Genomic DNA, 21,506 nt, shown 5'->3' with positions numbered 1-21,506 from the left:
AGAAATATTGTAACTTTGCGCATCAATCGTGAATTATATAAAACGTTACAGATATGAACATTTCTTATAATTGGCTGAAAGAGTACGTCGATTTTGACCTGACTCCCGATGAAGTGGCAGCCGCTCTTACATCCATCGGTCTGGAAACCGGCGGGGTAGAAGAAATACAATCAATAAAAGGAGGTCTGGAGGGCCTTGTGGTCGGAGAAGTTCTGACTTGTGTGCCGCATCCCAATTCTGACCACATGCACATTACAACCGTTAACCTGGGTGGGGGAGAGCCTGTCCAGATCGTGTGCGGAGCTGCGAATGTGGCTGCCGGACAGAAGGTTGTCGTTGCTACGATCGGGACCAAGCTTTACGACGGCGATGAATGCTTCACCATCAAAAAGTCCAAGCTGCGCGGCGTGGAGTCAAACGGAATGATCTGTGCCGAGGATGAAATAGGAGTGGGCACGAGCCACGAAGGTATCATCGTGCTTCCGGAAGACGTTGTTCCGGGAACGCCGGCCAAAGATTACTATAACATAAAAAGCGACTACGTGCTGGAGGTGGATATCACGCCGAACCGTGCCGATGCCTGCTCGCATTACGGCGTGGCCCGCGACCTGTATGCCTGGCTGATTCAGAACGGGCGTCAGGCTACGTTGAAACGCCCGTCGGTGGATGCCTTCAAGGTAGACAGCCATGACATGGATATCGACATTGTTGTAGAAAATGCCGAAGCCTGTCCGAGATATGCCGGAGTCGCCATTAAAAACGTTACGGTGAAGGAAAGTCCGGAGTGGCTGCAGACGAAATTGCGTACAATCGGTTTGCGTCCGATCAACAACATTGTGGACATCACAAACTATATTCTGCATGCCTACGGACAGCCGATGCACTGTTTTGACGCCGACAAGATAAAAGGCGGCAAGATTGTTGTCAAGACCGTTCCCCAAGGAACCAAGTTCGTTACGCTGGACGAGGTGGAGCGGACGCTTTCCGACCGTGACCTGATGATATGCAACGCGGAAGAGCCGATGTGCATCGCCGGAGTTTTCGGCGGACTGGATTCGGGCACGACCGAACAGACTAAAGATGTGTTCCTCGAAAGTGCCTATTTCCATCCTACCTGGGTGCGTAAGACCGCCCGCCGTCATGGACTGAGCACCGACTCTTCGTTCCGCTTTGAGCGCGGCATCGATCCTAACGCCACGATTTATGCCCTGAAGGAGGCAGCTCTGCTGGTGAAAGAACTGGCGGGAGGAGAAATCGCCTCTGAAATCAAGGACAATTATCCGGCTCCGATTGCCGACTTCCCCGTAGAGCTGACATATGCCTATGTAAACGGGCTGATCGGTAAAGATATTCCGAAAGATACGGTCAAACGTATCGTATCGAGCCTTGAGATGAAAATTGCCGGGGAAACGGAAGAGGGCTTGTCGTTGTTGGTTCCTCCTTACCGTGTAGACGTAAACCGCCCTTGCGATGTGGTTGAAGATATTCTGCGTATCTATGGATATAACAACGTGGAGATTCCGACTGCGTTGAAGTCGAGCCTGAACGTAAAAGGCGAATACGACAAGTCGAACAAGTTGCAGAACCTGATTTCGGAACAGCTTGTCGGTTGCGGCTTCAATGAGATTCTGAACAACTCGCTGACGGCTTCCGCTTATTATGAGGGTCTGGAAACTTACAGGCCGGAAAACCTGGTTCATGTGATGAATCCGCTGAGCAATGACCTGAACGTGCTGCGCGCTACCCTTCTTTTCGGCGGACTGGAAAGCATCTGCCATAACGCGAACCGCAAGAATGCGGACCTGAAGTTCTTCGAGTTTGGAAACTGCTACCATTATCATGCAGAGAAAAGGAGTCCTGAAAAGGCATTGGCTCCTTATTCTGAAGAATTCCATCTCGGCCTGTGGGTGACCGGCAAGCGGGTTAGCAATTCGTGGGCTCATCCGGACGAAGATTCTTCAGTATACGAACTGAAGGCTTATGTGCTGAACATCTTCCGCCGTTTGGGTGTAAACTTCGGAGCTGTGGTGTTCGGCAATCTGGCGGATGATATCTATTCGGCTGCCTTGTCCGTGCATACGCGCGGAGGAAAGCTGCTCGCTACGCTGGGCGTGCTCCACAAGAAGATACAGAAGAAGTTCGACATCGACAACGAAGTATATTATGCCGACCTGAACTGGACGGAACTGATGAAGGCTGTCAGAAACAATGCGGTTGCTTATAAGGAAATATCCAAATTCCCGGCCGTGAAACGTGACCTGGCCCTGCTGATCGACAAGAAAACGCAATTTGCGGAGATCGAGAAGATTGCTTACGAAACCGACAGGAAGCTGCTGAAGAGCGTGGAACTGTTTGACGTTTATGAGGGCAAGAATCTGGAAGCGGGCAAGAAGAGCTATGCCGTAAGTTTCGTGCTTCAGGACGAAAACGCGACTCTGAACGACAAGCAGATCGACAAGTTCATGCAGAAACTGGTTCAGAATCTTGAAAATAAGCTGGATGCCAAACTGAGATAAACGGTGGCCCGCAGCTGAAACAACCGGAAGAAACTATAACTTCAAAAATAATAAAAAATAAAATCCAATGGGAAGAGCGTTTGAATATAGAAAAGCTACAAAACTGAAAAGATGGGGCCACATGGCCAAAACATTTACTCGTCTGGGCAAGCAAATCGCTATTGCAGTGAAGGCTGGAGGACCGGAACCGGAAAACAATCCGACTTTGCGTTCGGTTATCGCCACTTGCAAGCGCGAGAATATGCCGAAGGACAACATTGAGCGTGCCATCAAGAATGCGATGGGCAAGGATCAGAGCGAATACAAAGGAATGACTTACGAAGGATACGGCCCTCACGGTGTGGCTGTGTTTGTTGATACGCTGACAGACAACACGACACGTACGGTTGCCGATGTGCGTTCTGTATTCAACAAGTTCGGCGGAAACCTGGGTACCACAGGTTCTTTGGCTTTCCTGTTCGACCATAAGTGTGTGTTTACTTTCAAGAAGAAGGAAGGCATTGATATGGAAGAACTGATTCTGGACCTGATCGATTACGGCGTTGAGGATGAATATGACGAGGATCCGGAAGAAGGCACTATCACGATCTACGGCGATCCGAAGAGTTATGCTGCCATACAGAAGCATCTCGAGGAAAGCGGTTTTGAGGATGTCGGCGGTGAGTTTACGTACATTCCCAATGACCAGAAAGATGTGACTCCGGAACAGCGCGAAACAATCAATAAGATGGTTGAACGCCTGGAAGAGTTTGATGATGTGCAGACTGTTTATACAAACATGAAGCCGGAAGAAAACGAAGAGTGATTTTGTTGGATAACCGATAGGCAGGAGCTGTTTCAAATGCGTGAAAATGATTTGAAGCAGCTTTTGTCATATTCCGGTTCGTGATTGGCAAAGACAAATGTTGAATCGTATAATTGGCAGAGATGAAGATAAGCTATAAAACTCAGGGAACTTGCAGCACATGCATTGATGTGGAAGTAGAAAACGGCATCGTGAAGGATGTCCGTTATACGGGAGGCTGCAATGGAAATCTGAAAGGAATAAGTGCGCTGGTCAAAGGGATGCCTGTAGATGAAGTGGTCAGGCGCCTGGATGGGATTCGTTGCGGAAACAAAGAAACTTCATGCCCCGACCAGCTTTGCAAGGCTTTGCGCCAGTGTGCATTGGACGAAGGCCGGTGACGCAGGTGCGGCTTTCGGACACAAGGGCACAAAGTTCGGCGTATTTTTACTGGAACAGCTTGTTTGCGTTTCCTGCGGCTTTGTGCCTTTGCGTTCGTTTTTATGTGTTCTGATGGTTTGTCTGAAGAAGGATGTATCAGCCGATCTTGCTTATTTTTTTCAGCTTTTCTTCATCGATGATTTTTATTTTACGGCCGTCGATGGTGATGAGCTTTTCCGACGCAAAGTTCGACAAGGTGCGTATGGCGTTGGACGTTGTCATGTTCGACAGGTTGGCGAGATCTTCTCTTGAGAGGTAGATGCTGAGCGTGCATTGGTCTTCTTCTACACCGTATGTTTCTTTCAGGAACAGCAGCGATTCAGCCAGACGTCCGCGAATGTGTTTTTGGGTAAGGTTGACTGTCCGTTCGTCAGAAATGCCCAAATCTTTCGACAGTTGTTTGATGAAGAACATGGCCAGCTGGGCATTGTCGAGTATGAGTTCGACAATGACAGGCATAGGAATCAGACAGATGGTGCACGGCTCGAATGCAGCCGCGGCAGTTACGAAATTTTCTTTGGCAAAATACGCCCGATAGGCGAAATACTCCTTGTTCTTGATGACGCGGATAATCTGGCTTCTCCCGCCTACTCCGTCTTTGTATATTTTTACTTTTCCGCTCAGCAGGCACATCAAGTTTTCCGGCGTTTCCCCCTCGCAATAAATCGTTTCGTTTTTTTTGTATTTTTGAATTGTAAAGTTCTTTGCGAGCAACTCTTTTTGAGCTTGCGTCAAAGGTTGCCATAAATCGGGTATGCTTTCGGCAATTTCAGTTTCTGTTAGTTCCTTTTTTACCATAAGATGTTACAAAACCATGTTATATGGCACAAAGGTAGTAAGAATATCTTTAAAATATTCTTTTTTCATTGTAAAAAATGCCTTTAAAATGTGGCTTTGTTATATATTTGTCACTGATTATGTGCCGAATCAGAATTTTTAACATATTGGCTTTGGTGGCAGCGCTGGCGTTTGGCTTCATTGCCGTTCCGGCGAGAGGGGGAACGTTTGGCGGCGGGAACAATAATTCCCGGATTACACCCGATTCGGTGTTGAACCATATATTTGACGCTGCTGCGGAACATGCCTCGAAGGTGAAAAGCTATAAGAGCGAGTTGTATCTTAAAGGCAACCTGAAAGTGCATAAGCAGAATCGGATAATCAAATATTTGCCGTCGATGTTCCGCCTTGAAAAGGGCGTGAAGGAATATCTTTATGAATCGGTCAGCGACCTGCATTTCACGGCTCCGAATATTATAGACCGGAAGGTGAGGGCCGTGTCTACCACGTTTCCCAGCGTGCGCGGAGAGGCTTTTGACATCATCGACTATATGCGCTTCAATATCTATGCGCCTTCGCTTATGGGCGACCGCCTTATATCGCCGTTCAATCGTGAAGCGCGGATGCATTATCGCTATGCGTTGGAGGATGTGGTGTATCAGGCTGGCGGACCTGTCTACAAGATCAGGGTTACTCCGCGGTACAAGAGCACGCAGCTGGTTGAAGGGGTGATATGGGTTTCGTCGGCCGACTGGACCATCCGTTATCTGGACTTGTCGGGGAAATATGATCTGGTTGGATTTCGGATAGCGATGCAAATGGGCAATACGGAAAAGACCAGGTATCTGCCGGCTGTGATGGATCTTGACCTGCATTTCAAGTTTCTCCGCAATCACCTTGAAATGCGCTATACGGGATGGATGAAATATACGGAGGTAGTGTTCCGCAAGCCGGGCGAAGAAATTATACCGCGGAAAAACAAAAGTGATTATGACTTGACCGCTTCTTACACGCTGACTTCTGACACTAGCAGTCTGGTCATGTCGAGAGATTCGTTCGACCGTATCCGTCCCATTCCTTTGGAAGCGGCGGAGGATTCGCTGTACAAAAGCCTGGATTACAGGCTGCGGACGCACAAGGCTGATTCCTCTAAAGCCGAAGGGCCGCTGAAGAAAAGCTTTGTATTCTGGGGGCAGATCGGAGATGCCCTCATCAGCAGCTATAACGTAGACCTCTCGAAGGTGGGCAACATATCCTGTTCGCCTATCATCAATCCCCTGCTCGTGAGCTACAGCCACCGCAATGGAATCTCCTACCGGCAAGTGTTTAAGTACAATAAACTGTTTCATGACGGCAAGCTTCTGCGTATTGCTCCGCAAATAGGCTTCAACTTTACGAAGAAGGAATTGTATGGAAAGGTGGATGTGGAGTATGTGTACAATCCGGCAAGACACGGTGCCTTTGAGCTTCATGCCGGAAACGGTAACCGGATTTACAGCAGTGTGGTGCTTGACCAGCTGGAGCAGATGCCTGACAGTACGTTTTCTTTTGACGGACTTGAACTTGACTATTTCAAGGACATCTATGTGGACGTGTCGCACAACTTCGAGATTGTCAACGGCCTTCGTCTGTGGACCGGACTTTCGATGCACTGGCGTTATACGAAAAGCACGCCGGAAGTGGAAACGCGGGTCCGTTCCAAATACAACAGTTTCGCTCCCCGCATCCGCGTGGAATGGACTCCGGGCATGTATTACTATATGAACGGAAAGCGGAAAATCAATGTCGGCTCTCTTTATCCGACTTTCATGCTGGACTATGAAAGGGGCATCCGTCTGTTGAAGAACTCGGGAACATACGAACGTATAGAGCTTTCCATTGAGCAGAATATCCGTTTGCGCAATGTGCGCTCACTTTCGTATCATGTAGGTGGGGGTATGTTTACAGACCAGTCGGATATGTATTTCGTCGATTATGCGCATTTCTCCAATCTGAATCTTCCTCAGGGGTGGAATGATGACATCGGAGGAACTTTTCAGACGCTTGACGGCCGCTGGTATAACGCTTCAAGCCATTATATACGGGGAAACTTTACTTATGAGGCTCCGTTTATTCTTCTTTATCCGGTGAGCAAGCTGCTTTCGTTTGTGCAGAAGGAGCGCATCTATGCGGGCGTTCTTTTCATGCCTCATCTGAATCCTTATTTGGAATTCGGATACGGCTTTGCCACGCATATATTCGATGCCGGTATCTTTATCGGAAATGAAAAAGGTAAATTTACATCTGTAGGATGCAAATTTACCTTTGAACTGTTCAATGATAATAACAGATGATGCCGGGATTATACCAGTTCATCGGATGTATAGCTTTGAGGCAGCGGGCGGCAGTTGTATCCTGATGCCATGATTTCCCCGTAGGCACCGGCTGAGCGGATGGCGAAAAGGTCGCCGCGGCGGGCCTTGTTCAGGTCGATGGCCTTTCCGAATACATCGGATGATTCGCAGATCGGCCCCACGACATCGTATGCTTCTGCGGGCTCTTCCGATGTGATGTTTTCGATTTTATGGTATGCCTGGTACAGTGCCGGGCGGATGAGGTCCGTCATGCCTGCATCAACGATGGCAAACTGTTTGTTTGTCCCTTGCTTTACGTAGATTACTTTTGTAATCAGGCTTCCGCATTGGCCTACAACCGATCGTCCCAGTTCGAAGTGCAGCGTCTGTTGCGGACGCAGCCGCAGGTGTTTGTGGTATGTTTCGAAATATTCGGCAAAAGCAGGGACAGCCTGTCGGTTCGGATGCATATAGTCGATTCCCAGACCTCCTCCCACATTGATGTGTTCTACAATGATCTGGCGTGCATAAAGCTTCTCCTGAAGTTCGTTTATGCGGTTGCAGAGAGCGATGAAATCCCCCATATCCATGATTTGCGAGCCGATATGGAAGTGCAGCCCGCAGAATTTGACGTTCTTCATTTCCAGCGCACGGTCGATGACGTAATCCATGTCTTTCATGCTGATTCCGAACTTGTTTTCCGCCAGTCCGGTTGTGATGTTGGCATGTGTGTGTGCTCCTACGTCCGGATTGATCCGGAAAGCGACGCGCGCCGTCTTGTTTTTAGCTGCTGCAAGTTCGTTGATGACTTCCAGTTCGGGAACAGACTCTACATTGAAGCAGAAAATGTCGTAATCAAGTGCAAGGTTAATCTCCTTGTCTGTTTTGCCCACTCCGGCAAAGACAATCTTGCCGGCAGGGAATCCGGCTTTGATGGCCGCCTTGATTTCTCCGCCGCTTACGCAGTCGGCACCCAGTCCGCTTTCGCGTATGATGCTAAGGATTTTTGGATTTGCGTTTGCTTTCACGGCATAATGCACGTGGTATTTGCCATATTTCCCGGCTTCGGAACTGATGGTCTTGAGCGTATTGCGCAGCAAGTTCGTGTCGTAGTAATAAAACGGAGTTTCCAGTTCGCGGAATTTGTTTACGGGGAATGTTCCTTTCATATGTCTTTAAATTTACTTGTTTTGTATAATGTATTGCTATAAGTCAGAACGTGTTGCCGCTTGTTCGCAGTAAAACGGATATTTTATTGGCTCCGTTGCTTTGTGTCTGGTCCGGCGTAATTTCTTGCCGTTGAAAAGGAGGCTTTGCAAAAAGAGCGGATGATGCGGCAGTCAACCGTTTCATCCGCTCCGCATGTCACATCATGTGAGTGGTTTATTTGTGATTGAAAAGCACGTCGCTTAATGACTGGAGTGCACGTTGCTTGTCCGACTCACGGATCAGGAACGAAATATTGTAGTTGCTGCCTCCGTATGAAATCATGCGCACTGGAATATCGCGCATGGCATCAAGCGCTTTGGCTTCGAAGCCGACATTTTCCCATTCTAAATCACCCACGACGCAGACAATGCACATGTCATCGTCTACCGTAACTGTTCCGTATTTTTTCAGGTCGTTTACGATTTCATTCAGGTGTTTGGTATTGTCTATCGACATCGACACACCCACCTCGGAAGTGCAGACCATATCAATGGCTGTCTGGTAGCTTTCGAATATCTCAAAGACCTTGCGGAGGAATCCGTGTGCAAGCAGCATACGGCTTGACTTGATTTTAATTGCCGTGATGTTGTCCTTGGCGGCAACAGCCTTGATCTTTCCCTTTTCTGTGTCGTTTGAAATCAGCGTTCCCGGAGCCGACGGTTCCATCGTGTTGAGCAGGCGTACAGGGATATTTGCATATTTGGCTGGCTGTACACAAGTGGGATGCAGGATTTTTGCTCCGAAATAGGCCAGTTCTGCAGCTTCTTCAAAATGAAGCTGGCGTACCGGCGACGTTTTGTCCACGATACGCGGATCGTTGTCATGCATGCCGTCGATGTCAGTCCAGATCTGGATTTCAGAAGCATTGATTGCCGCTCCGATAAGTGAGGCGGTATAGTCGCTTCCGCCGCGCTGCAGGTTGTCGATTTCTCCATAAGCGTTGCGGCAGATGAATCCTTGTGTAATGTATATTTCATATCCGGCGTTCGCTTCTAGCTGCGCGTCAAGCTTTTCGCGGATATAAGTCAGGTCGGGTTCGCCGTTCTTGTCCGTGCGCATGAACTCAAGCGCCGGAATCAGTACGGCTTTCACTCCCTGTTCGCACAGGTAGTTGGTAACCATGTTCGTAGAGATTATTTCTCCTTGAGCCAGGATTACTTTTTCTTCAAACAAAGTGAAGATATCTTTGGTGTATGAGCGAATATAGTCGAATACAGCTTTGACAAATTCCAGGGTCTTCTGTTTATATTCTTCCGTAGAATATAACTCATCAATATGCTGTTTGTATTTGGCCTCCAGTCTGTTGATGATTTCATTCGCGCCCTCTGGATTTTTCTTGTACAGATAATCCGAAATTTCAACTAGTGTGTTGGTTGTTCCCGACATGGCGGAAAGAACTACAATTTTCTGTTCGCCGTCAGTAATTAATTTGGCAACATCTTTCATTCTTTGTGCAGAACCTACCGATGTTCCTCCAAACTTTAAAACTTTCATTTTACGTTTCGAATTTAATTGTTTGTGAATATAATTTGCCGCAAATTTACGAATAAATTGCTGATTGCCGGTTTTTTCGGGTAAAAATCATTTCCTGCTTTGTCTTTTTTATGAATTGTGCATTGGATTGAAGCGGTGTTGTTCGCACCGGTATACTTTCCCTGGAAATTCGTTCAGCAGATTCAGGTTGTGGGTCGTCATGATGATGGCCGATCCCTGGCTGCATATTTCTTTCAGCAGTTCCACGATTTTCCGTCCGGTTTCCGCATCCAGATTGCCGGTCGGTTCATCAGCGAGAATAATGTCCGGCCTGTTGAGTATCGCCCGCGCAATGACAATGCGCTGCTGTTCTCCTCCCGACAGCTCGTTTGGCATTTTGTATCCTTTGGTTTCCATGCCTACTTGTGTCAGCACTTCCTGAATCCGGTTTTCGATTTCCATCTTGTTTTTCCATCCGGTCGCTTTCAGAACGAACTTCAGGTTTTCATACACAGTCCGGTCTGTCAGCAGTTGGAAATCCTGGAAAACGATTCCCAGCCTTCTTCGGAGGGAGGGGATGTCTTTTTGTCTGATGCTCTGCATGTCGTGTCCCAGCACGTTGGCCTCGCCCTGCTTTATCTCTACTTCTCCATAGATGGTTTTGAGGAATGTAGACTTTCCGCTTCCCACTTTTCCGATCAGATAGACGAATTCTCCTTGTTTCAGTTCGAAGTCGATTCCTGTCAGGATAATCTGGCCTTGAAGTTCGATTTCTACATTTTTATACGATATGATTGTCTGGTTCTCCATATTCACACCCGAATCAATGTTTTTTCCAGGTTGCACTGTGGCGTTCTTTCAGTTCCCGTGCCAGGTCTTCGATGCGGTAGCCTTTCGAGGTGAGCAGCACGATCAGGTGGTAAAGCAGATCTGCTCCTTCATAAATGAGCCGTTCGTCTGTGCCGTTACATGCTTCGATGATTGTTTCCACGGCTTCTTCGCCAACTTTCTGTGCCATTTTGTTTACGCCCGACCTGAAAAGGCTGGTTGTGTATGAGTTTTCAGGCATTTCTTCGTGGCGTTTGTCTATGAAGTCTTGCAGTTCTTTCAGAAACATGATGTCCTGCTCATTTTTTTCTCCCCAGCATGTATCCGTTCCCTTGTGGCAGACCGGTCCGCACGGATTTGCCATGACCAGCAGGGTGTCGTTGTCGCAGTCGGCTTTGATGGACACGACGTTCAGAAAGTTTCCGCTTTCTTCCCCCTTGGTCCAGAGGCGTTTTTTCGTGCGGCTGAAAAAGGTTACTTTGCCTGTTTCGACAGTCTTTTCGTAAGCTTCTTTATTCATGAATCCCAGCATCAGTACTTTCTGTGTGCTGTTGTCCTGGATTATGGCCGGAATCAGGCCGTCCATTTTATCGAAATCTAGTTCCATCATATATGTTCTGTTTTTTAATTATATTCTTATGTTGATGCCTTCACGGCAAAGATACTTTTTTAGTTCGGGTATTGGGATTTCTCCGAAGTGAAAAACGCTTGCAGCCAGTGCCGCATCGGCTTTTCCTTTTGAGAAAGCGTCGCGGAAGTGTTCCATTTTTCCGGCTCCTCCTGATGCGATGACAGGTATTGTGAGCAAATCAGAAAGTTTTGCCAAGGCTTCGTTGGCGTATCCTGTTTTCACTCCGTCATGGTCCATGCTGGTGAAAAGTATTTCTCCAGCCCCGCGGTCGTTGGCTTCGTGCGCCCATTCGAAAAGCTGCCGTTCGGTTTCAACCCGTCCCCCGTTGAGGTAACATTTCCATCCTTGTGGGGTTTGTCGGGCATCAATGGCCACGACGCACACTTGCGAGCCGAAATGTTTGGCGATTTCGTCTATAAGCTGCGGAGAACGGATAGCGGCTGAATTGACCGATACTTTGTCGGCTCCGGCATTCAGAAGCCGGTCTACGTCGGCAAGTTCGTTAATCCCTCCTCCTACGGTGAACGGGATGTCAATTTCCGAAGCGATCCGTTTGACCAGTTCCGTGAAGGTCTTTCTGCCTTCATGACTGGCTGTTATGTCCAGATAAACCAGTTCGTCGGCACCTTGTGCGCTGTAAGCTTTTCCGAGTTCCACCGGATCGCCTGCCTGGCGCAGATTGACGAAGTTGGTTCCTTTCACTGTCTGTCCATCCTTGATGTCCAGGCATGGGATAATGCGTTTTGCTAGCATGGCCGGTTTTATATTATAATAGGAGAGAGGTCAGTTCCTTCAGCCGGATCCGTCCCTCATAAATTGCTTTTCCGAACACGACGGCAGGGATTCCCGCCTCGTCCAGTCTGTATATATCATCAATGTTGCTCACTCCGCCGCTTGCTATCAGGTGGATGTCAGGATGAGCTTGCATGATTTCGCGGTAGAGGTCGGTTGCGGGGCCTTCCATCATGCCGTCCCGGCTGATATCTGTGCAAAGGACCTTGCTTACTCCTTTGGTGATGTACCGGGCAAGAAAATCCATCAGTTCCGTTTCGCTTTCCTCTTTCCATCCGCTTACGGCAATTTTGCCGTTTTTTGCATCTGCTCCCAAGATAATGCGTTCGTTTCCGTATGTCTTGAGCCATCTTTCAAAGAGTTCCGGGTTCTTTATGGCAATGCTTCCAAGCGTGACCATTTGTGCTCCCGAATCGAAAGCGATGTGCAGGTCGTCATCGGTTTTGATTCCTCCTCCAAAGTCGATAGTCAGTGACGTGTGTCCGGCCAATTGTTCCAGTGTCCGGTAGTTGACTATATGCTTTGAGGCAGCTCCGTCCAGATCTACCACGTGAAGACGTTTCAGGCCGTTCGCTTCAAATTCTTTTGCCACTTCCAGCGGATTTTCGTTGTAGACTTTTTTTGAGTCGTATTCTCCTTTGGAAAGGCGGACACATTTTCCGTCGATGATGTCAATGGCAGGTATCAGTTCAATCATGTTGTGCGGATTTTAGGTGGTTGTTTAAAGATTCAGAAAGTTGGCCAATATTCTTGCCCCCGCCGTCCCGCTCTTTTCCGGATGAAATTGGGTGGCATAGAAATTGTCTTTGTGCAATGCGGCGCTGAATGGAAGGATGTATTGGGTGGTTGCAGCCGTATATGCGTTGAGCGGTACATAATAGCTGTGCACGAAATATACAAACTCTTCTTTGTCGAAGCCTTTGAACAAATCGCTGCCTGTGTCTTGAATCGTGTTCCATCCCATGTGCGGAACTTTATCTTCGTGTCTTTGCGACTGGAACTTTTTCACGTCAATGTCGAACAGCCCCAAGCAGTCTGTGTTTCCTTCCTCTGAGTGCCGGCAAAGCAGCTGCATGCCCAGGCATATTCCCAGTACCGGTTGTTTCAAGTCTTTGATGAGCTGATCCAGTCCGGTTGCCTTCAAATGCTTCATGGTTGTTTCTGCTTCACCTACTCCGGGAAAAATCACTTTGTCTGCTCCTCGCAGCGTTTCTTTGTCTGCTGTAATCGTTGGTTCTATGCCCAGTCTTTTCAGCGCATAGTCTACAGAAAACAGATTTCCGGCATTGTATTTTATGATAGCTACCTTCATAGTTGGTCGACTTTCCTTATTAAAATAAATATGGTTGCAAAAATAACGAATTATAATTAATGTGCTAATATTTATGACATAAAGTTTGATTTAAATCCGTTTGTTTTGACAAAAAAGCTGGCTTGCTGTTTGCGGGAAGAAAGAAAAGAGTGATTTTCCGGAAAAAATAATGCCAAAAATATTGCAGATACGAAAAATAGTTGTACCTTTGCAACCGCAATCGAGAGAGAAAGCAGCAAAATCAAAACTTAATGGTGCGTTAGTTCAGTTGGTTAGAATACATGCCTGTCACGCATGGGGTCACGGGTTCGAGTCCCGTACGCACCGCAATAAACATTGAAAATCAATGTTTTACAGAATAAACGCCCGATTGTACACCAAAAAATGTAAAGTCGGGTGTTTTCTTATTTAAAGGATTATGGGCTAATCCCCCTGCTTTTATACATTTCGTCTATTTTGTCTAATAGTGAAGTGTTTGCCTTTCGTCGCTCCATTTTTCTTCCCAACAGTTTTGCCTTTTTCGCTTTTCCTGTCGCAAGACACAACACATACAAGTCAATTGGAGTAACACTAAAGACTTTTTGTTTGGACTTGACATGAAACAGCTTAATCAGGAAAGTGTGCCATGGACGATTGTCCTCTATAAAATTCCATAAATCATTCAAGCATTTGATGTCGTTTAATAATGGCAGAACTTTCTCCTTTATTGTGGAGCAAATCAAATCTTTTACTGGTGAACAATCCTGATAGGGGCGCAATGTGAATCAATAATCACCTTTACCCATAATAGTCCCTATACGAGCTCTTATCGGACAATAACCTTCCAAAGGGAAATCACTGACTTTGTTAAACAAGCAGATTGCATAATCGCTCCAAGTTACACCAATATTGATTGTAAAACCCCATTGATTGAAATAACGATCAAATCCCCACCCGTCTTTTTGTATATTGATACACCAATCTAATTCTCCTGCATGAGCATGAAAATTATTGCCTTTCTTCCTAAACCCTGCGGATTTCAAAATGGGAGCGATGCCGTTTTTGACAATGTAATTGAATTGTTCCTTAATATTTATCTTTTCTTCTTCTGTCATATCAACCGTAGATTTTATTCATACTTCCATGTGCCGGTCGAGCAGTTGCAGGTCTTCCGGAGTGAGGCTGCCGCTTGCCACATATCCGTCGAACCCGTATTCTTCCCTGAGCTAACATTCAAGCGTGCGTCCCCAGCGCGGGTCGCGCATCACGTCGAGGATGGATGCGTATACATTGGTATAGCCCAGCGTTGGATGGCGTTGATGGCTTTGGCATGATTGCCGTTCTTGTTGAGGTCTGTCCATCCGTCGTGATAGATGTTCTTGCGGCTTGTCTGCGCTGAGCCTGCCGTTCCGAACAATAGCAGCAGCATTTCTGTCCGATATCCTGTTCTCATAGCGTCGGTCTTCTTTTGTATCTGCAAAGATAGAATAAATCCGCTGAAACTGGACTTCCGTCGAAGAATTACGGGTGGGGAAAGGAAAAGCCTCTGTGCGGTGCGGAATGCTGGATTGACTTTTGGTCGGGTAATTGTGCCCTGTGCTTTCTTTTTGTCCGGTTATTGCTCTTTCTGACGACCGGCCTTGTTTCCGTTCCGTTCCTTCCGGAGGGTGCTGAAGCCTGATTTTCGTTGGTTTTCCCCCTTCGTGACCAGTCAAAAAGAGGAAATCGGCCGGAAAATGACGGCTTGTTTTGCCAAGAATGAGCTGTTATTTTGCATGGAATGTCCCGTCATGCGATTGAAAATGTCCCGTCATCCGCTGAAATCGGTGGGGGAAACGGGTTTTCGGACGGCATTCTGCGGCGGATTTTTTCCAGTTGCCTTCTGTCTGCCGTCATCTTCCGCCTGTCTTTTTGTCGGGATGAAGAGGACAGGAGGAAACAGTGTTCCGTAACGGGGAGGTAGCTCTGCCGTTTGTCTGCCTGCGGTGCCGGAACGCTTGCATTTCGCTTTCGGGCAGATTGCCGTGAGCGTGTTTTTTAGGGTGGAGGCGGACGCCGCTCCTGAATATCCGATTCTCATCCGGCCGGAAAATCAAAATGTCAGATTGATATGTGATGGGATTTATAAACTTTCTTTGTATCTTTGTGTTTCAGAAACGCATAAAAATCAAAAGTGGCATATGAAACGTGTAATCAAACTTCTGATCTATTATCTTGCATATACTTTCGGCATCGGGTGGTTGTTTTATGGAGGATACATGATAGCGCACCGCACGCTTGAAATGCCTCCGGTCACGGACCCTGCTTTCTTCAATCTGAGCGTGTGGGCCCAGCTGCTCGCAACGCTGGCGGTGGGGGTCCATCTGCTGGTGTGGGGCTATGTGAGGCGCGATGACCTGAAGCTGAACTTCCCCAATGCAGGCAAGGTGATGCTGGTTGCAGCCGTATTCATTGTCGGCATGGGGTTCTGGACGAACTATCTAACCGAACTGACCCGGCTTCCCGACAATCTGAAGGCTGTGTTTGAAATGTCGATGAACCATCCGGCGGGCATCGTTTCGATTGTTTTCCTGGCGCCGGTGGTCGAAGAGCTTCTGCTCCGTGGAGCCATACAGGGGCATCTTATGCGGATATGGAAGAATCCGGCATGGGCGATCGTGCTTTCGTCGCTGATATTCGGACTGATGCACGGCAATCCGGTGCAGATTTTCTTTGCGTTTCTCACGGGAGTTGCGCTGGGATGGATGTACTGCCGCACGGGAAGCCTCTTGCCGGGGATGCTGATGCACTTCATCAACAACGGCTCGTCGGTGCTGCTCTATCACCTTTCGGGCGGTTCGGACGAAACCATGGCCGAGTCGCTCGGGACTTATGGGGCTGCGGGACTTGCGCTGGCGGGGGTAGCGCTGACCGTTCTCTGCATCTGGCTTGTCAAGGCGCGTCTGGTGCCGTGTCAGATGACATGGCATGCCGCGGCTGGCGCTGAAAAGAACAAGGAAGAAAATGAACTGACCCTGTAAAATATTCCGAGGCTTATGGAACCGAAAAGCAATTATTCGAAACTGATGGCGGCGGTTTATCTGGTAATGTCCTATCTCGCCGCACTGGTGGTGCTGGAACTTGTATGTTTCCTCACGTTCTATCCGCTGCTTGAAGGACACAGAGGATGGCAGTTGTTTTGCAGCATCGTCTGGCTCTATGCCGGGACGTATGTCTTCTACAGGCTGACCCGCCGCTATACCAAATGGTGGAAGAAGCTGGAGGGCAGGAAAAACGGATGAACGGAAATGTTTTTTGATTTCCGGGGCGATGCGTTATATAATATTTTCTTATATTTGCGGTTGTTAGTCAGAAAAAGATTTTATTATGAAAAATATTCGGTTCAAGGCGGCAGCGGCTTTTTTCCTGATGTCCGTTTCCTTGCCTTCTGTTTCAGCCCAGTCGCTCAAATCCCTGATGCGGATGCCGTTTGATGTTGTCGAGTCTAAATGGGAAATCAACAGCACCAACGGCAATCAGGAACTGAACTATTACAACAAGGATTTTTGTGACTACTATCTGTATCGCCAGCAGGACACGTCGTATGACTTGTCGCCGGGGAAAAACACCATCTTCACAATCCGCGAAAACGAAGCGTTCGACAATCCCTTCAAGAATGCCACCTACTATTCCTATTTCCGCGGGCGTTTCCCGAAAAAGTTCAACGTAGCCTTTCCATACGCGCTTCCGGTAAAGAACGGGGCGGAGGTGTCGTGGAAAACGGATCTGCGCGAGCCGTTCAAGACGCTGAACTTTTCCGTCCGTCAGGGAGATACCGTCTATGCCGTTCGCGGCGGAACGGTGTGCATGACCAACAACGAACGGCAGGTGCTGGTGTATCATTCCGACTATACCTTTGCCGCCTATCTGATGCTGGAGAAGAAGCTTGTGGATCCCGGTACGGAAGTCCTTGCCGGAGAGCCTGTCGGGGTGGCCGGACCAAGCGGCGTATCGGTTTCTTTCTTCTTTCTCGACGAGAACAAGTTTGAAGGGGGACTGGCGTCGGGCTATCCTTACTCGCATTATATGCCGGTGTTCCGGACAAGCGAAGGAGATGTCCGCATGGAAGAAAACAAGACCTACAAGGCGGTCACCGACGATGCCCTTATCATGCAGGAGATGAGCAAGCGCGAGCAGAAGAAATACTTGAAGAACAAGAAATGAAACCTTTCCGAATCTTTATGAAAACGAACTGGATATGGCTGCTGTGCCTTTTCCTCCTGGCTTCTTCTGCCAGAGCGCAATACATCCATGTGGATTATGCAGGCGACCCGCTTGAGGAGAAGGAACAGAAAGAGATTGAAGCGTTTTTGAAGTGTGAGGTGGCTTTTTATAGCCGTTTCGGGCTGCCCGATACACTGTCCATGAAACTTACGGTATTCGAACGCCGCAAAGATGCCATGAAATACGCTGTCAGCATAGGCATGTCTCCGAAGATGCCCTTGCAGAGCGTGAACGGAGTGTATAGCAAGAAGCGGAAAGAAGCAATCTTGTTTGGCAGGGAGAAGGGAAAGAAGCGCAGCTTGTCTGTCATTTACCACGAACTGAGCCATCACCTCACGCTGCAGGTGACGGACAACCGTCCGCCGGCATGGCTTATGGAAGGGCTTGCCGAGTATTTCGAACATTGCGAAATCAAGAAAGGCAAGCTGAAGCATGCGCTTACGTCTTATGAAATTGGCAGGATACGCACCATGTATATGCTGGGCGAAGTGACGCTGAAGGATTTTGTGGACTGCAATCTCAGCATGTTCATGAAGAGCCAGATGACAGACGAAGGCTATGCCTACATTCTGGCTCATGCGCTGACAACCTTCTGGGTAGAGAAAGTCCCTGAAGAATTGTTCGGCCAACTCATCAGGGACTTGCGTAACCGGGCAGACAAATCGTCGGTGTTTGACAAGATCAATCGTATCTATCCCGGAGGGTTCAATAAGTTCGAGCAGGATTTTGCTCAGGAATTCATTGCCGGATAGCATTGTCGAACTCCCGGTGGAATACCGTTACGGCTTCAATTCCTTTCCGGAAGATGTCGAGCGGAAAGTTTTCGTTGGGAGAGTGGATGGCATTGCTCTCCAGCCCGAATCCCATCAGGATGGTCTTGATGCCCAGAATGTGCTCAAAGTCGCTGATGATGGGGATGCTTCCTCCGCGGCGCACGGCCAGCGGTTTCTTTCCGAAAGCCTGTGCGAATCCTTTTTCCGCAGCGCGGTAAGCCGGGTGGCTGATCGGGCAGACGTAGCCTTCGCCTCCATGCATGGGAGTTACGCTTACGGTTACAGATTCAGGAGCGATCGAGCGTATATGTTCGGCAAACAGCTTTGATATCTTTTCGTGGTCCTGATGGGGAACCAGCCGGCACGATACCTTGGCATACGCCTTCGAGGGAAGCACGGTTTTGGAACCTTCTCCCGTATATCCTCCCCATATTCCGCACACGTCGAACGACGGGCGGCAGCTGTTCCGTTCCAGCGTGGAATAGCCTTTTTCACCTTTCAGAGCCTTTACTCCGATAGCGTCCATGTATTTCTGCTCATCGAAGGGAATGCTGGCAATCATTTCGCGTTCGGCTTCGGACACTTCCTCCACATCGTCGTAAAAATGAGGGATGGTGATGCGTCCGTCTTCGTCCGTAATCTGATCTATCAGTCCGCACAGCACATTGATGGGATTGGCGACAGCACCTCCGAAATGTCCCGAGTGCAGGTCGCGGTTCGGTCCTGTCACTTCAATCTCCCAGTAGGCGAGTCCGCGAAGCCCTGTGGTCAGCGACGGCAGGTCGGCTCCCAGCATGCTTGTGTCTGATACCAGGATTACGTCGGCCTTCAGCATGTCCTTATGTTCATGCAGAAAAGCGTTGAGGCTCGGCGATCCGATTTCTTCTTCTCCTTCAAGGATGAATTTCACATTGTGTCTGAGCTGGTTCTCGCGGACCAGGTATTCGAACGCCTTTGCCTGTATCATCGACTGTCCCTTGTCGTCATCGGCTCCCCGCGCCCATATATGCCCGTCACGCACTTCCGGTTCAAAAGGCCGGCTCTTCCAAAGTTCCAGCGGTTCGGCGGGCATCACGTCGTAATGTCCGTAGATGAGTACGGTTGGCGCGTCGGGGCTTACCCGCTTTTCGGCATATACCAGCGGATTTCCTTGCGAAGGCATGACCATCGCCTCGTCCGCTCCGGCTTCAAGCAAGAGTTGGCGCCAGCGCTCGGCGCACGCCAGCATATCTTCTTTGTGTTTGGGTTCGGCACTGACGCTCGGAATGCGGATGAGGCTGAAAAGCTCGTCCAGAAACCGGCTTTCGTTTTCTCTGATGTATTCTTTGATGTCCATGGTAATTATAGATGTGTGGTCTTGTTCAGCAGGTAGAAGTCGAGTAGAGTCATGGCAGTCATGGCTTCCACGATGGGCACTGCGCGTGGCAGCACGCACGGGTCATGGCGTCCGCGGGCCTTCAGTATGGTTTCGTTTCCGTTGATGTCTACTGTTGGCTGTTCCATCAGTACGGTTGCCACGGGCTTGAATGCTACGCGGAAATAGATGTCTTCTCCGTTGCTGATGCCTCCCTGGATACCTCCCGAGCGGTTGGTGCGCAGCCTGATATGCCCGTTGTCGTTATAGAATATGTCGTTCTGTTCGCTGCCCTTCATCTCCATGTCGCCGAATCCCCGGCCATACTCGAATCCCTTGACCGCATTGATGCTCAGCATGGCTTGTCCCAGAGCGGCGTGGAGTTTTCCGAACACCGGTTCGCCCAGTCCTATGGGACATCCTTTCACCACACAGCTGACAACTCCTCCAATGGTGTTTCCTTCGCCTTTGATCTTGAAGATATAGTCTGCCATTTCTTTTGCCAGCTCCTGGTCAGGACAGCGCACCGGATTGTCTTCGATCCGTTCGAGGTCGTAGGCCGTGTAGTCTTTGTCGAGCTTGAACGGACCCACTTGTGAGGTGAATGCTGTAATGCGGATGCCCAACTGCCTGAGGGCAAGTTTGGCCAACGCTCCGCCAACGACCCTCGCGATGGTTTCGCGTGCCGACGAGCGTCCTCCGCCCCGATGGTCACGGATTCCATATTTCTGCGTATAGGTATAGTCGGAATGCGAAGGGCGGAACACCTCCTTCATGTTGTCGTAGTCGTTTGAGTGCTGGTTTGTATTCCATACCACGAAACCGATGGGGCATCCTGTAGATACGCCCTCGTATATGCCGGAAAGAAACTCTACGGCATCTGCTTCCTTGCGTGCCGTGGTGATGGCTGATTGTCCCGGACGCCGGCGCGCCAGTTCGTTTTGGATAAAATCCATGTCAATGGCTATTCCCGCGGGGCATCCGTCGATAATGCCTCCTATTGCTTTTCCGTGTGATTCGCCGAAGCTGGTCAGACGGAATATATTTCCAAATGTATTCACGTTTTTAAAGTTGTTTGTAGTAATAATGTTTATCTGCTTTCCTTTCAGAACCGGCTTCCGGCTCCTCCTCCTCCGAAGTCGCCTCCTCCGAAACTTCCTCCTCCAAAGCTTCCTCCGCTGCCGCGTCCGCCTCCGAAACCTCCGAAGAACGGGCCTCCGATAAACGGACCGCCCCCGCCTCCACGGTGTCCGAGGTCATTGTCGTCTTTCTGCTCCTGTACCCGGTGTATGTATCCGCAGTGAGCGCAGCGGTATACTGTTTCTACTGTCCTTATTCCGGCGATGCGCGAAACGGTGCGCGAAGATACCTGGCGCAGCTTGTAATGACGGCATTTCGGACATTTCCTGCGCTGGCGGATAGTAAACCACAGCAGGATGGGAACGCCGGCAAAGCAGAATGCTAAAGCGACAAGCAGCAGCACGTTGTCGGAATTTTCTTCGGCAGGAGTCGGTGCGCCTTCTTCGTCTGCCAGCACCTGCCTCACGGCCTGTATGCCTGCAACCATTCCTTCGTCCCAGTCGCCTTTGCCGAATGCCGGCAGCATGTAGCGGTCTTGGATGCGTTTGCAGAGAGCATCAGGGAGAATTCCTTCCAGTCCGTAGCCGGTGGCGAACTGGATGCAGCGTTCGCCGGTGACCAGGAGCACCACCAGTCCGTTGTCTTTTCCTTTTTGTCCTACACCGTTGGTGCGTCCTAATTGGTAGGCGAACTCAAAACAGTCGCCTCCCGCTATCTGTTCTACGGCCACTGCAAGCACTTGGATGCCTGTCTGTTGTTCCAGCGCATAGAGCATGGTGTCCATGACGGCCACAGCATGATCCGACAATACGCGGTCGGGGTTGCTGACGTAGCGCATCTTGTTCTGCAGATGCACCATCGGTATCTCCTTTACCGTATATTCTTTTGCGGCAAGAGGAAGGCAGCACCACACGCACAGGCAGCACCACAGTCCGATGAATGTCAACCGTTTCATAATCCC

General features: G+C 49.1%; 21 protein-coding genes and 1 tRNA gene. 9 read left to right on the top strand and 13 right to left on the bottom strand.

From position 1 onward, the window contains the following. The first annotated feature begins 53 nt into the window (after positions 1-53). From pheT to NW212_RS01545, 3 genes are all read left to right on the top strand, one after another. Positions 54-2,516, top strand: coding sequence for a phenylalanine--tRNA ligase subunit beta (gene pheT, locus NW212_RS01555; protein WP_258336898.1), 2,463 nt, complete (start codon positions 54-56; stop codon positions 2,514-2,516). 67 nt (positions 2,517-2,583) lie between these two features. Beyond that, on the top strand, positions 2,584-3,321 hold the full coding sequence (locus tag NW212_RS01550) for a YebC/PmpR family DNA-binding transcriptional regulator (RefSeq protein WP_258336897.1): 738 nt from the start codon (positions 2,584-2,586) through the stop codon (positions 3,319-3,321). Positions 3,322-3,443: 122 nt separating this feature from the next. Further along, positions 3,444-3,701, top strand: coding sequence for a TIGR03905 family TSCPD domain-containing protein (locus NW212_RS01545; RefSeq protein ID WP_258336896.1), 258 nt, complete (start codon positions 3,444-3,446; stop codon positions 3,699-3,701). Between the two features lie 136 nt (positions 3,702-3,837). Here NW212_RS01545 and NW212_RS01540 read toward each other — a convergent pair whose 3' ends face one another. After that, positions 3,838-4,539 (bottom strand): Crp/Fnr family transcriptional regulator, encoded by a 702-nt coding sequence (locus NW212_RS01540; protein WP_258336895.1) that lies wholly within the window; start codon positions 4,537-4,539, stop codon positions 3,838-3,840. A gap of 119 nt (positions 4,540-4,658) precedes the next feature. Between NW212_RS01540 and NW212_RS01535 the strand changes: the two genes are divergently transcribed. Then, positions 4,659-6,851, top strand: coding sequence for a DUF5686 family protein (locus tag NW212_RS01535; protein WP_258336894.1), 2,193 nt, complete (start codon positions 4,659-4,661; stop codon positions 6,849-6,851). Positions 6,852-6,859: 8 nt separating this feature from the next. On the opposite strand, the gene lysA is transcribed toward NW212_RS01535, so the two are convergent. The 7 genes from lysA to hisH form a co-directional block, all read right to left on the bottom strand. After that, on the bottom strand, positions 6,860-8,020 hold the full coding sequence (gene lysA / locus NW212_RS01530) for a diaminopimelate decarboxylase (RefSeq protein WP_258336893.1): 1,161 nt from the start codon (positions 8,018-8,020) through the stop codon (positions 6,860-6,862). Between the two features lie 214 nt (positions 8,021-8,234). Then, entirely contained in the window at positions 8,235-9,554 is a 1,320-nt protein-coding gene (locus NW212_RS01525; RefSeq protein WP_258336892.1) for an aspartate kinase, read from the bottom strand. Between the two features lie 108 nt (positions 9,555-9,662). Further along, positions 9,663-10,343 carry a cell division ATP-binding protein FtsE gene (locus NW212_RS01520; protein ID WP_258336891.1) on the bottom strand — a complete coding sequence of 227 codons (681 nt, stop codon included), beginning with the start codon at positions 10,341-10,343 and terminating at the stop codon, positions 9,663-9,665. Between the two features lie 13 nt (positions 10,344-10,356). Beyond that, positions 10,357-10,968, bottom strand: a complete 612-nt coding sequence (gene hisIE / locus NW212_RS01515) for a bifunctional phosphoribosyl-AMP cyclohydrolase/phosphoribosyl-ATP diphosphatase HisIE (protein WP_258336956.1) — start codon at positions 10,966-10,968, stop codon at positions 10,357-10,359. 21 nt (positions 10,969-10,989) lie between these two features. Continuing rightward, the gene (gene hisF / locus NW212_RS01510; RefSeq protein ID WP_258336890.1) at positions 10,990-11,745 is read right to left on the bottom strand and encodes an imidazole glycerol phosphate synthase subunit HisF; all 756 of its coding nucleotides are present in this window, start codon (positions 11,743-11,745) and stop codon (positions 10,990-10,992) included. Between the two features lie 13 nt (positions 11,746-11,758). Next, positions 11,759-12,481: a 1-(5-phosphoribosyl)-5-[(5-phosphoribosylamino)methylideneamino]imidazole-4-carboxamide isomerase gene (gene hisA / locus NW212_RS01505; protein WP_258336889.1), complete on the bottom strand. Its 723-nt coding sequence runs from the start codon at positions 12,479-12,481 to the stop codon at positions 11,759-11,761. 24 nt (positions 12,482-12,505) lie between these two features. Beyond that, positions 12,506-13,096: an imidazole glycerol phosphate synthase subunit HisH gene (gene hisH / locus NW212_RS01500; RefSeq protein ID WP_258336888.1), complete on the bottom strand. Its 591-nt coding sequence runs from the start codon at positions 13,094-13,096 to the stop codon at positions 12,506-12,508. A 253-nt stretch (positions 13,097-13,349) separates the two neighbouring features. On the opposite strand from hisH, the gene NW212_RS01495 reads away from it, so the two are divergent. Next, positions 13,350-13,423: transfer RNA gene (locus tag NW212_RS01495), tRNA-Asp, on the top strand. 437 nt (positions 13,424-13,860) lie between these two features. Here NW212_RS01495 and NW212_RS01490 read toward each other — a convergent pair. After that, on the bottom strand, positions 13,861-14,190 hold the full coding sequence (locus NW212_RS01490) for a DUF4304 domain-containing protein (protein WP_258336887.1): 330 nt from the start codon (positions 14,188-14,190) through the stop codon (positions 13,861-13,863). Between the two features lie 149 nt (positions 14,191-14,339). Next, positions 14,340-14,528 carry a hypothetical protein gene (locus tag NW212_RS01485; protein ID WP_258336886.1) on the bottom strand — a complete coding sequence of 63 codons (189 nt, stop codon included), beginning with the start codon at positions 14,526-14,528 and terminating at the stop codon, positions 14,340-14,342. A gap of 727 nt (positions 14,529-15,255) precedes the next feature. On the opposite strand from NW212_RS01485, the gene NW212_RS01480 reads away from it, so the two are divergent. From NW212_RS01480 to NW212_RS01465, 4 genes are all read left to right on the top strand, one after another. Then, entirely contained in the window at positions 15,256-16,095 is an 840-nt protein-coding gene (locus NW212_RS01480) for a CPBP family intramembrane glutamic endopeptidase (protein WP_258336885.1), read from the top strand. A gap of 15 nt (positions 16,096-16,110) precedes the next feature. Then, positions 16,111-16,356: a hypothetical protein gene (locus NW212_RS01475; protein WP_258336884.1), complete on the top strand. Its 246-nt coding sequence runs from the start codon at positions 16,111-16,113 to the stop codon at positions 16,354-16,356. An 85-nt stretch (positions 16,357-16,441) separates the two neighbouring features. Beyond that, entirely contained in the window at positions 16,442-17,278 is an 837-nt protein-coding gene (locus tag NW212_RS01470) for a M23 family metallopeptidase (protein ID WP_258336883.1), read from the top strand. A gap of 17 nt (positions 17,279-17,295) precedes the next feature. Next, positions 17,296-18,090, top strand: coding sequence for a DUF1570 domain-containing protein (locus NW212_RS01465; RefSeq protein WP_258336882.1), 795 nt, complete (start codon positions 17,296-17,298; stop codon positions 18,088-18,090). Here the strand turns inward: NW212_RS01465 and NW212_RS01460 are convergent. Genes NW212_RS01460 through NW212_RS01450 form a run of 3 tightly spaced genes read right to left on the bottom strand, consistent with a single transcriptional unit; the run spans position 18,077 to position 21,500 of the window. Then, the gene (locus NW212_RS01460) at positions 18,077-19,447 is read right to left on the bottom strand and encodes a dipeptidase (protein ID WP_258336881.1); all 1,371 of its coding nucleotides are present in this window, start codon (positions 19,445-19,447) and stop codon (positions 18,077-18,079) included. The genes NW212_RS01465 and NW212_RS01460 overlap by 14 nt on opposite strands. Positions 19,448-19,452: 5 nt before the next feature. Further along, positions 19,453-20,526 carry a chorismate synthase gene (gene aroC / locus NW212_RS01455; RefSeq protein WP_258336880.1) on the bottom strand — a complete coding sequence of 358 codons (1,074 nt, stop codon included), beginning with the start codon at positions 20,524-20,526 and terminating at the stop codon, positions 19,453-19,455. A gap of 44 nt (positions 20,527-20,570) precedes the next feature. Further along, a complete protein-coding gene (locus tag NW212_RS01450) occupies positions 20,571-21,500 on the bottom strand; it encodes a YgcG family protein (protein WP_258336879.1) in 930 nt (309 codons plus the stop codon). Positions 21,501-21,506 lie beyond the last annotated feature (6 nt).

The organism is Bacteroides sp. ET225 (genome assembly GCF_024733745.1).
In the GTDB taxonomy this organism is placed as follows: Bacteria; Bacteroidota; Bacteroidia; order Bacteroidales; family Bacteroidaceae; genus Phocaeicola; species Phocaeicola excrementipullorum.
This window is presented reverse-complemented; position numbering and strand designations above follow the sequence as displayed.

Bases quoted from the DNA above. Each gene is read 5' to 3' on its own strand.
- pheT (WP_258336898.1), top strand. From the start codon at position 54: ATGAACATTTCTTATAATTGGCTGAAAGAGTACGTCGATTTTGACCTG.
- NW212_RS01550 (WP_258336897.1), top strand. From the start codon at position 2,584: ATGGGAAGAGCGTTTGAATATAGAAAAGCTACAAAACTGAAAAGATGG.
- NW212_RS01545 (WP_258336896.1), top strand. From the start codon at position 3,444: ATGAAGATAAGCTATAAAACTCAGGGAACTTGCAGCACATGCATTGAT.
- NW212_RS01540 (WP_258336895.1), bottom strand. From the start codon at position 4,539: ATGGTAAAAAAGGAACTAACAGAAACTGAAATTGCCGAAAGCATACCC.
- NW212_RS01535 (WP_258336894.1), top strand. From the start codon at position 4,659: ATGTGCCGAATCAGAATTTTTAACATATTGGCTTTGGTGGCAGCGCTG.
- lysA (WP_258336893.1), bottom strand. From the start codon at position 8,020: ATGAAAGGAACATTCCCCGTAAACAAATTCCGCGAACTGGAAACTCCG.
- NW212_RS01525 (WP_258336892.1), bottom strand. From the start codon at position 9,554: ATGAAAGTTTTAAAGTTTGGAGGAACATCGGTAGGTTCTGCACAAAGA.
- NW212_RS01520 (WP_258336891.1), bottom strand. From the start codon at position 10,343: ATGGAGAACCAGACAATCATATCGTATAAAAATGTAGAAATCGAACTT.
- hisIE (WP_258336956.1), bottom strand. From the start codon at position 10,968: ATGGAACTAGATTTCGATAAAATGGACGGCCTGATTCCGGCCATAATC.
- hisF (WP_258336890.1), bottom strand. From the start codon at position 11,745: ATGCTAGCAAAACGCATTATCCCATGCCTGGACATCAAGGATGGACAG.
- hisA (WP_258336889.1), bottom strand. From the start codon at position 12,481: ATGATTGAACTGATACCTGCCATTGACATCATCGACGGAAAATGTGTC.
- hisH (WP_258336888.1), bottom strand. From the start codon at position 13,096: ATGAAGGTAGCTATCATAAAATACAATGCCGGAAATCTGTTTTCTGTA.
- NW212_RS01490 (WP_258336887.1), bottom strand. From the start codon at position 14,190: ATGACAGAAGAAGAAAAGATAAATATTAAGGAACAATTCAATTACATT.
- NW212_RS01485 (WP_258336886.1), bottom strand. From the start codon at position 14,528: ATGAGAACAGGATATCGGACAGAAATGCTGCTGCTATTGTTCGGAACG.
- NW212_RS01480 (WP_258336885.1), top strand. From the start codon at position 15,256: ATGAAACGTGTAATCAAACTTCTGATCTATTATCTTGCATATACTTTC.
- NW212_RS01475 (WP_258336884.1), top strand. From the start codon at position 16,111: ATGGAACCGAAAAGCAATTATTCGAAACTGATGGCGGCGGTTTATCTG.
- NW212_RS01470 (WP_258336883.1), top strand. From the start codon at position 16,442: ATGAAAAATATTCGGTTCAAGGCGGCAGCGGCTTTTTTCCTGATGTCC.
- NW212_RS01465 (WP_258336882.1), top strand. From the start codon at position 17,296: ATGAAAACGAACTGGATATGGCTGCTGTGCCTTTTCCTCCTGGCTTCT.
- NW212_RS01460 (WP_258336881.1), bottom strand. From the start codon at position 19,447: ATGGACATCAAAGAATACATCAGAGAAAACGAAAGCCGGTTTCTGGAC.
- NW212_RS01450 (WP_258336879.1), bottom strand. From the start codon at position 21,500: ATGAAACGGTTGACATTCATCGGACTGTGGTGCTGCCTGTGCGTGTGG.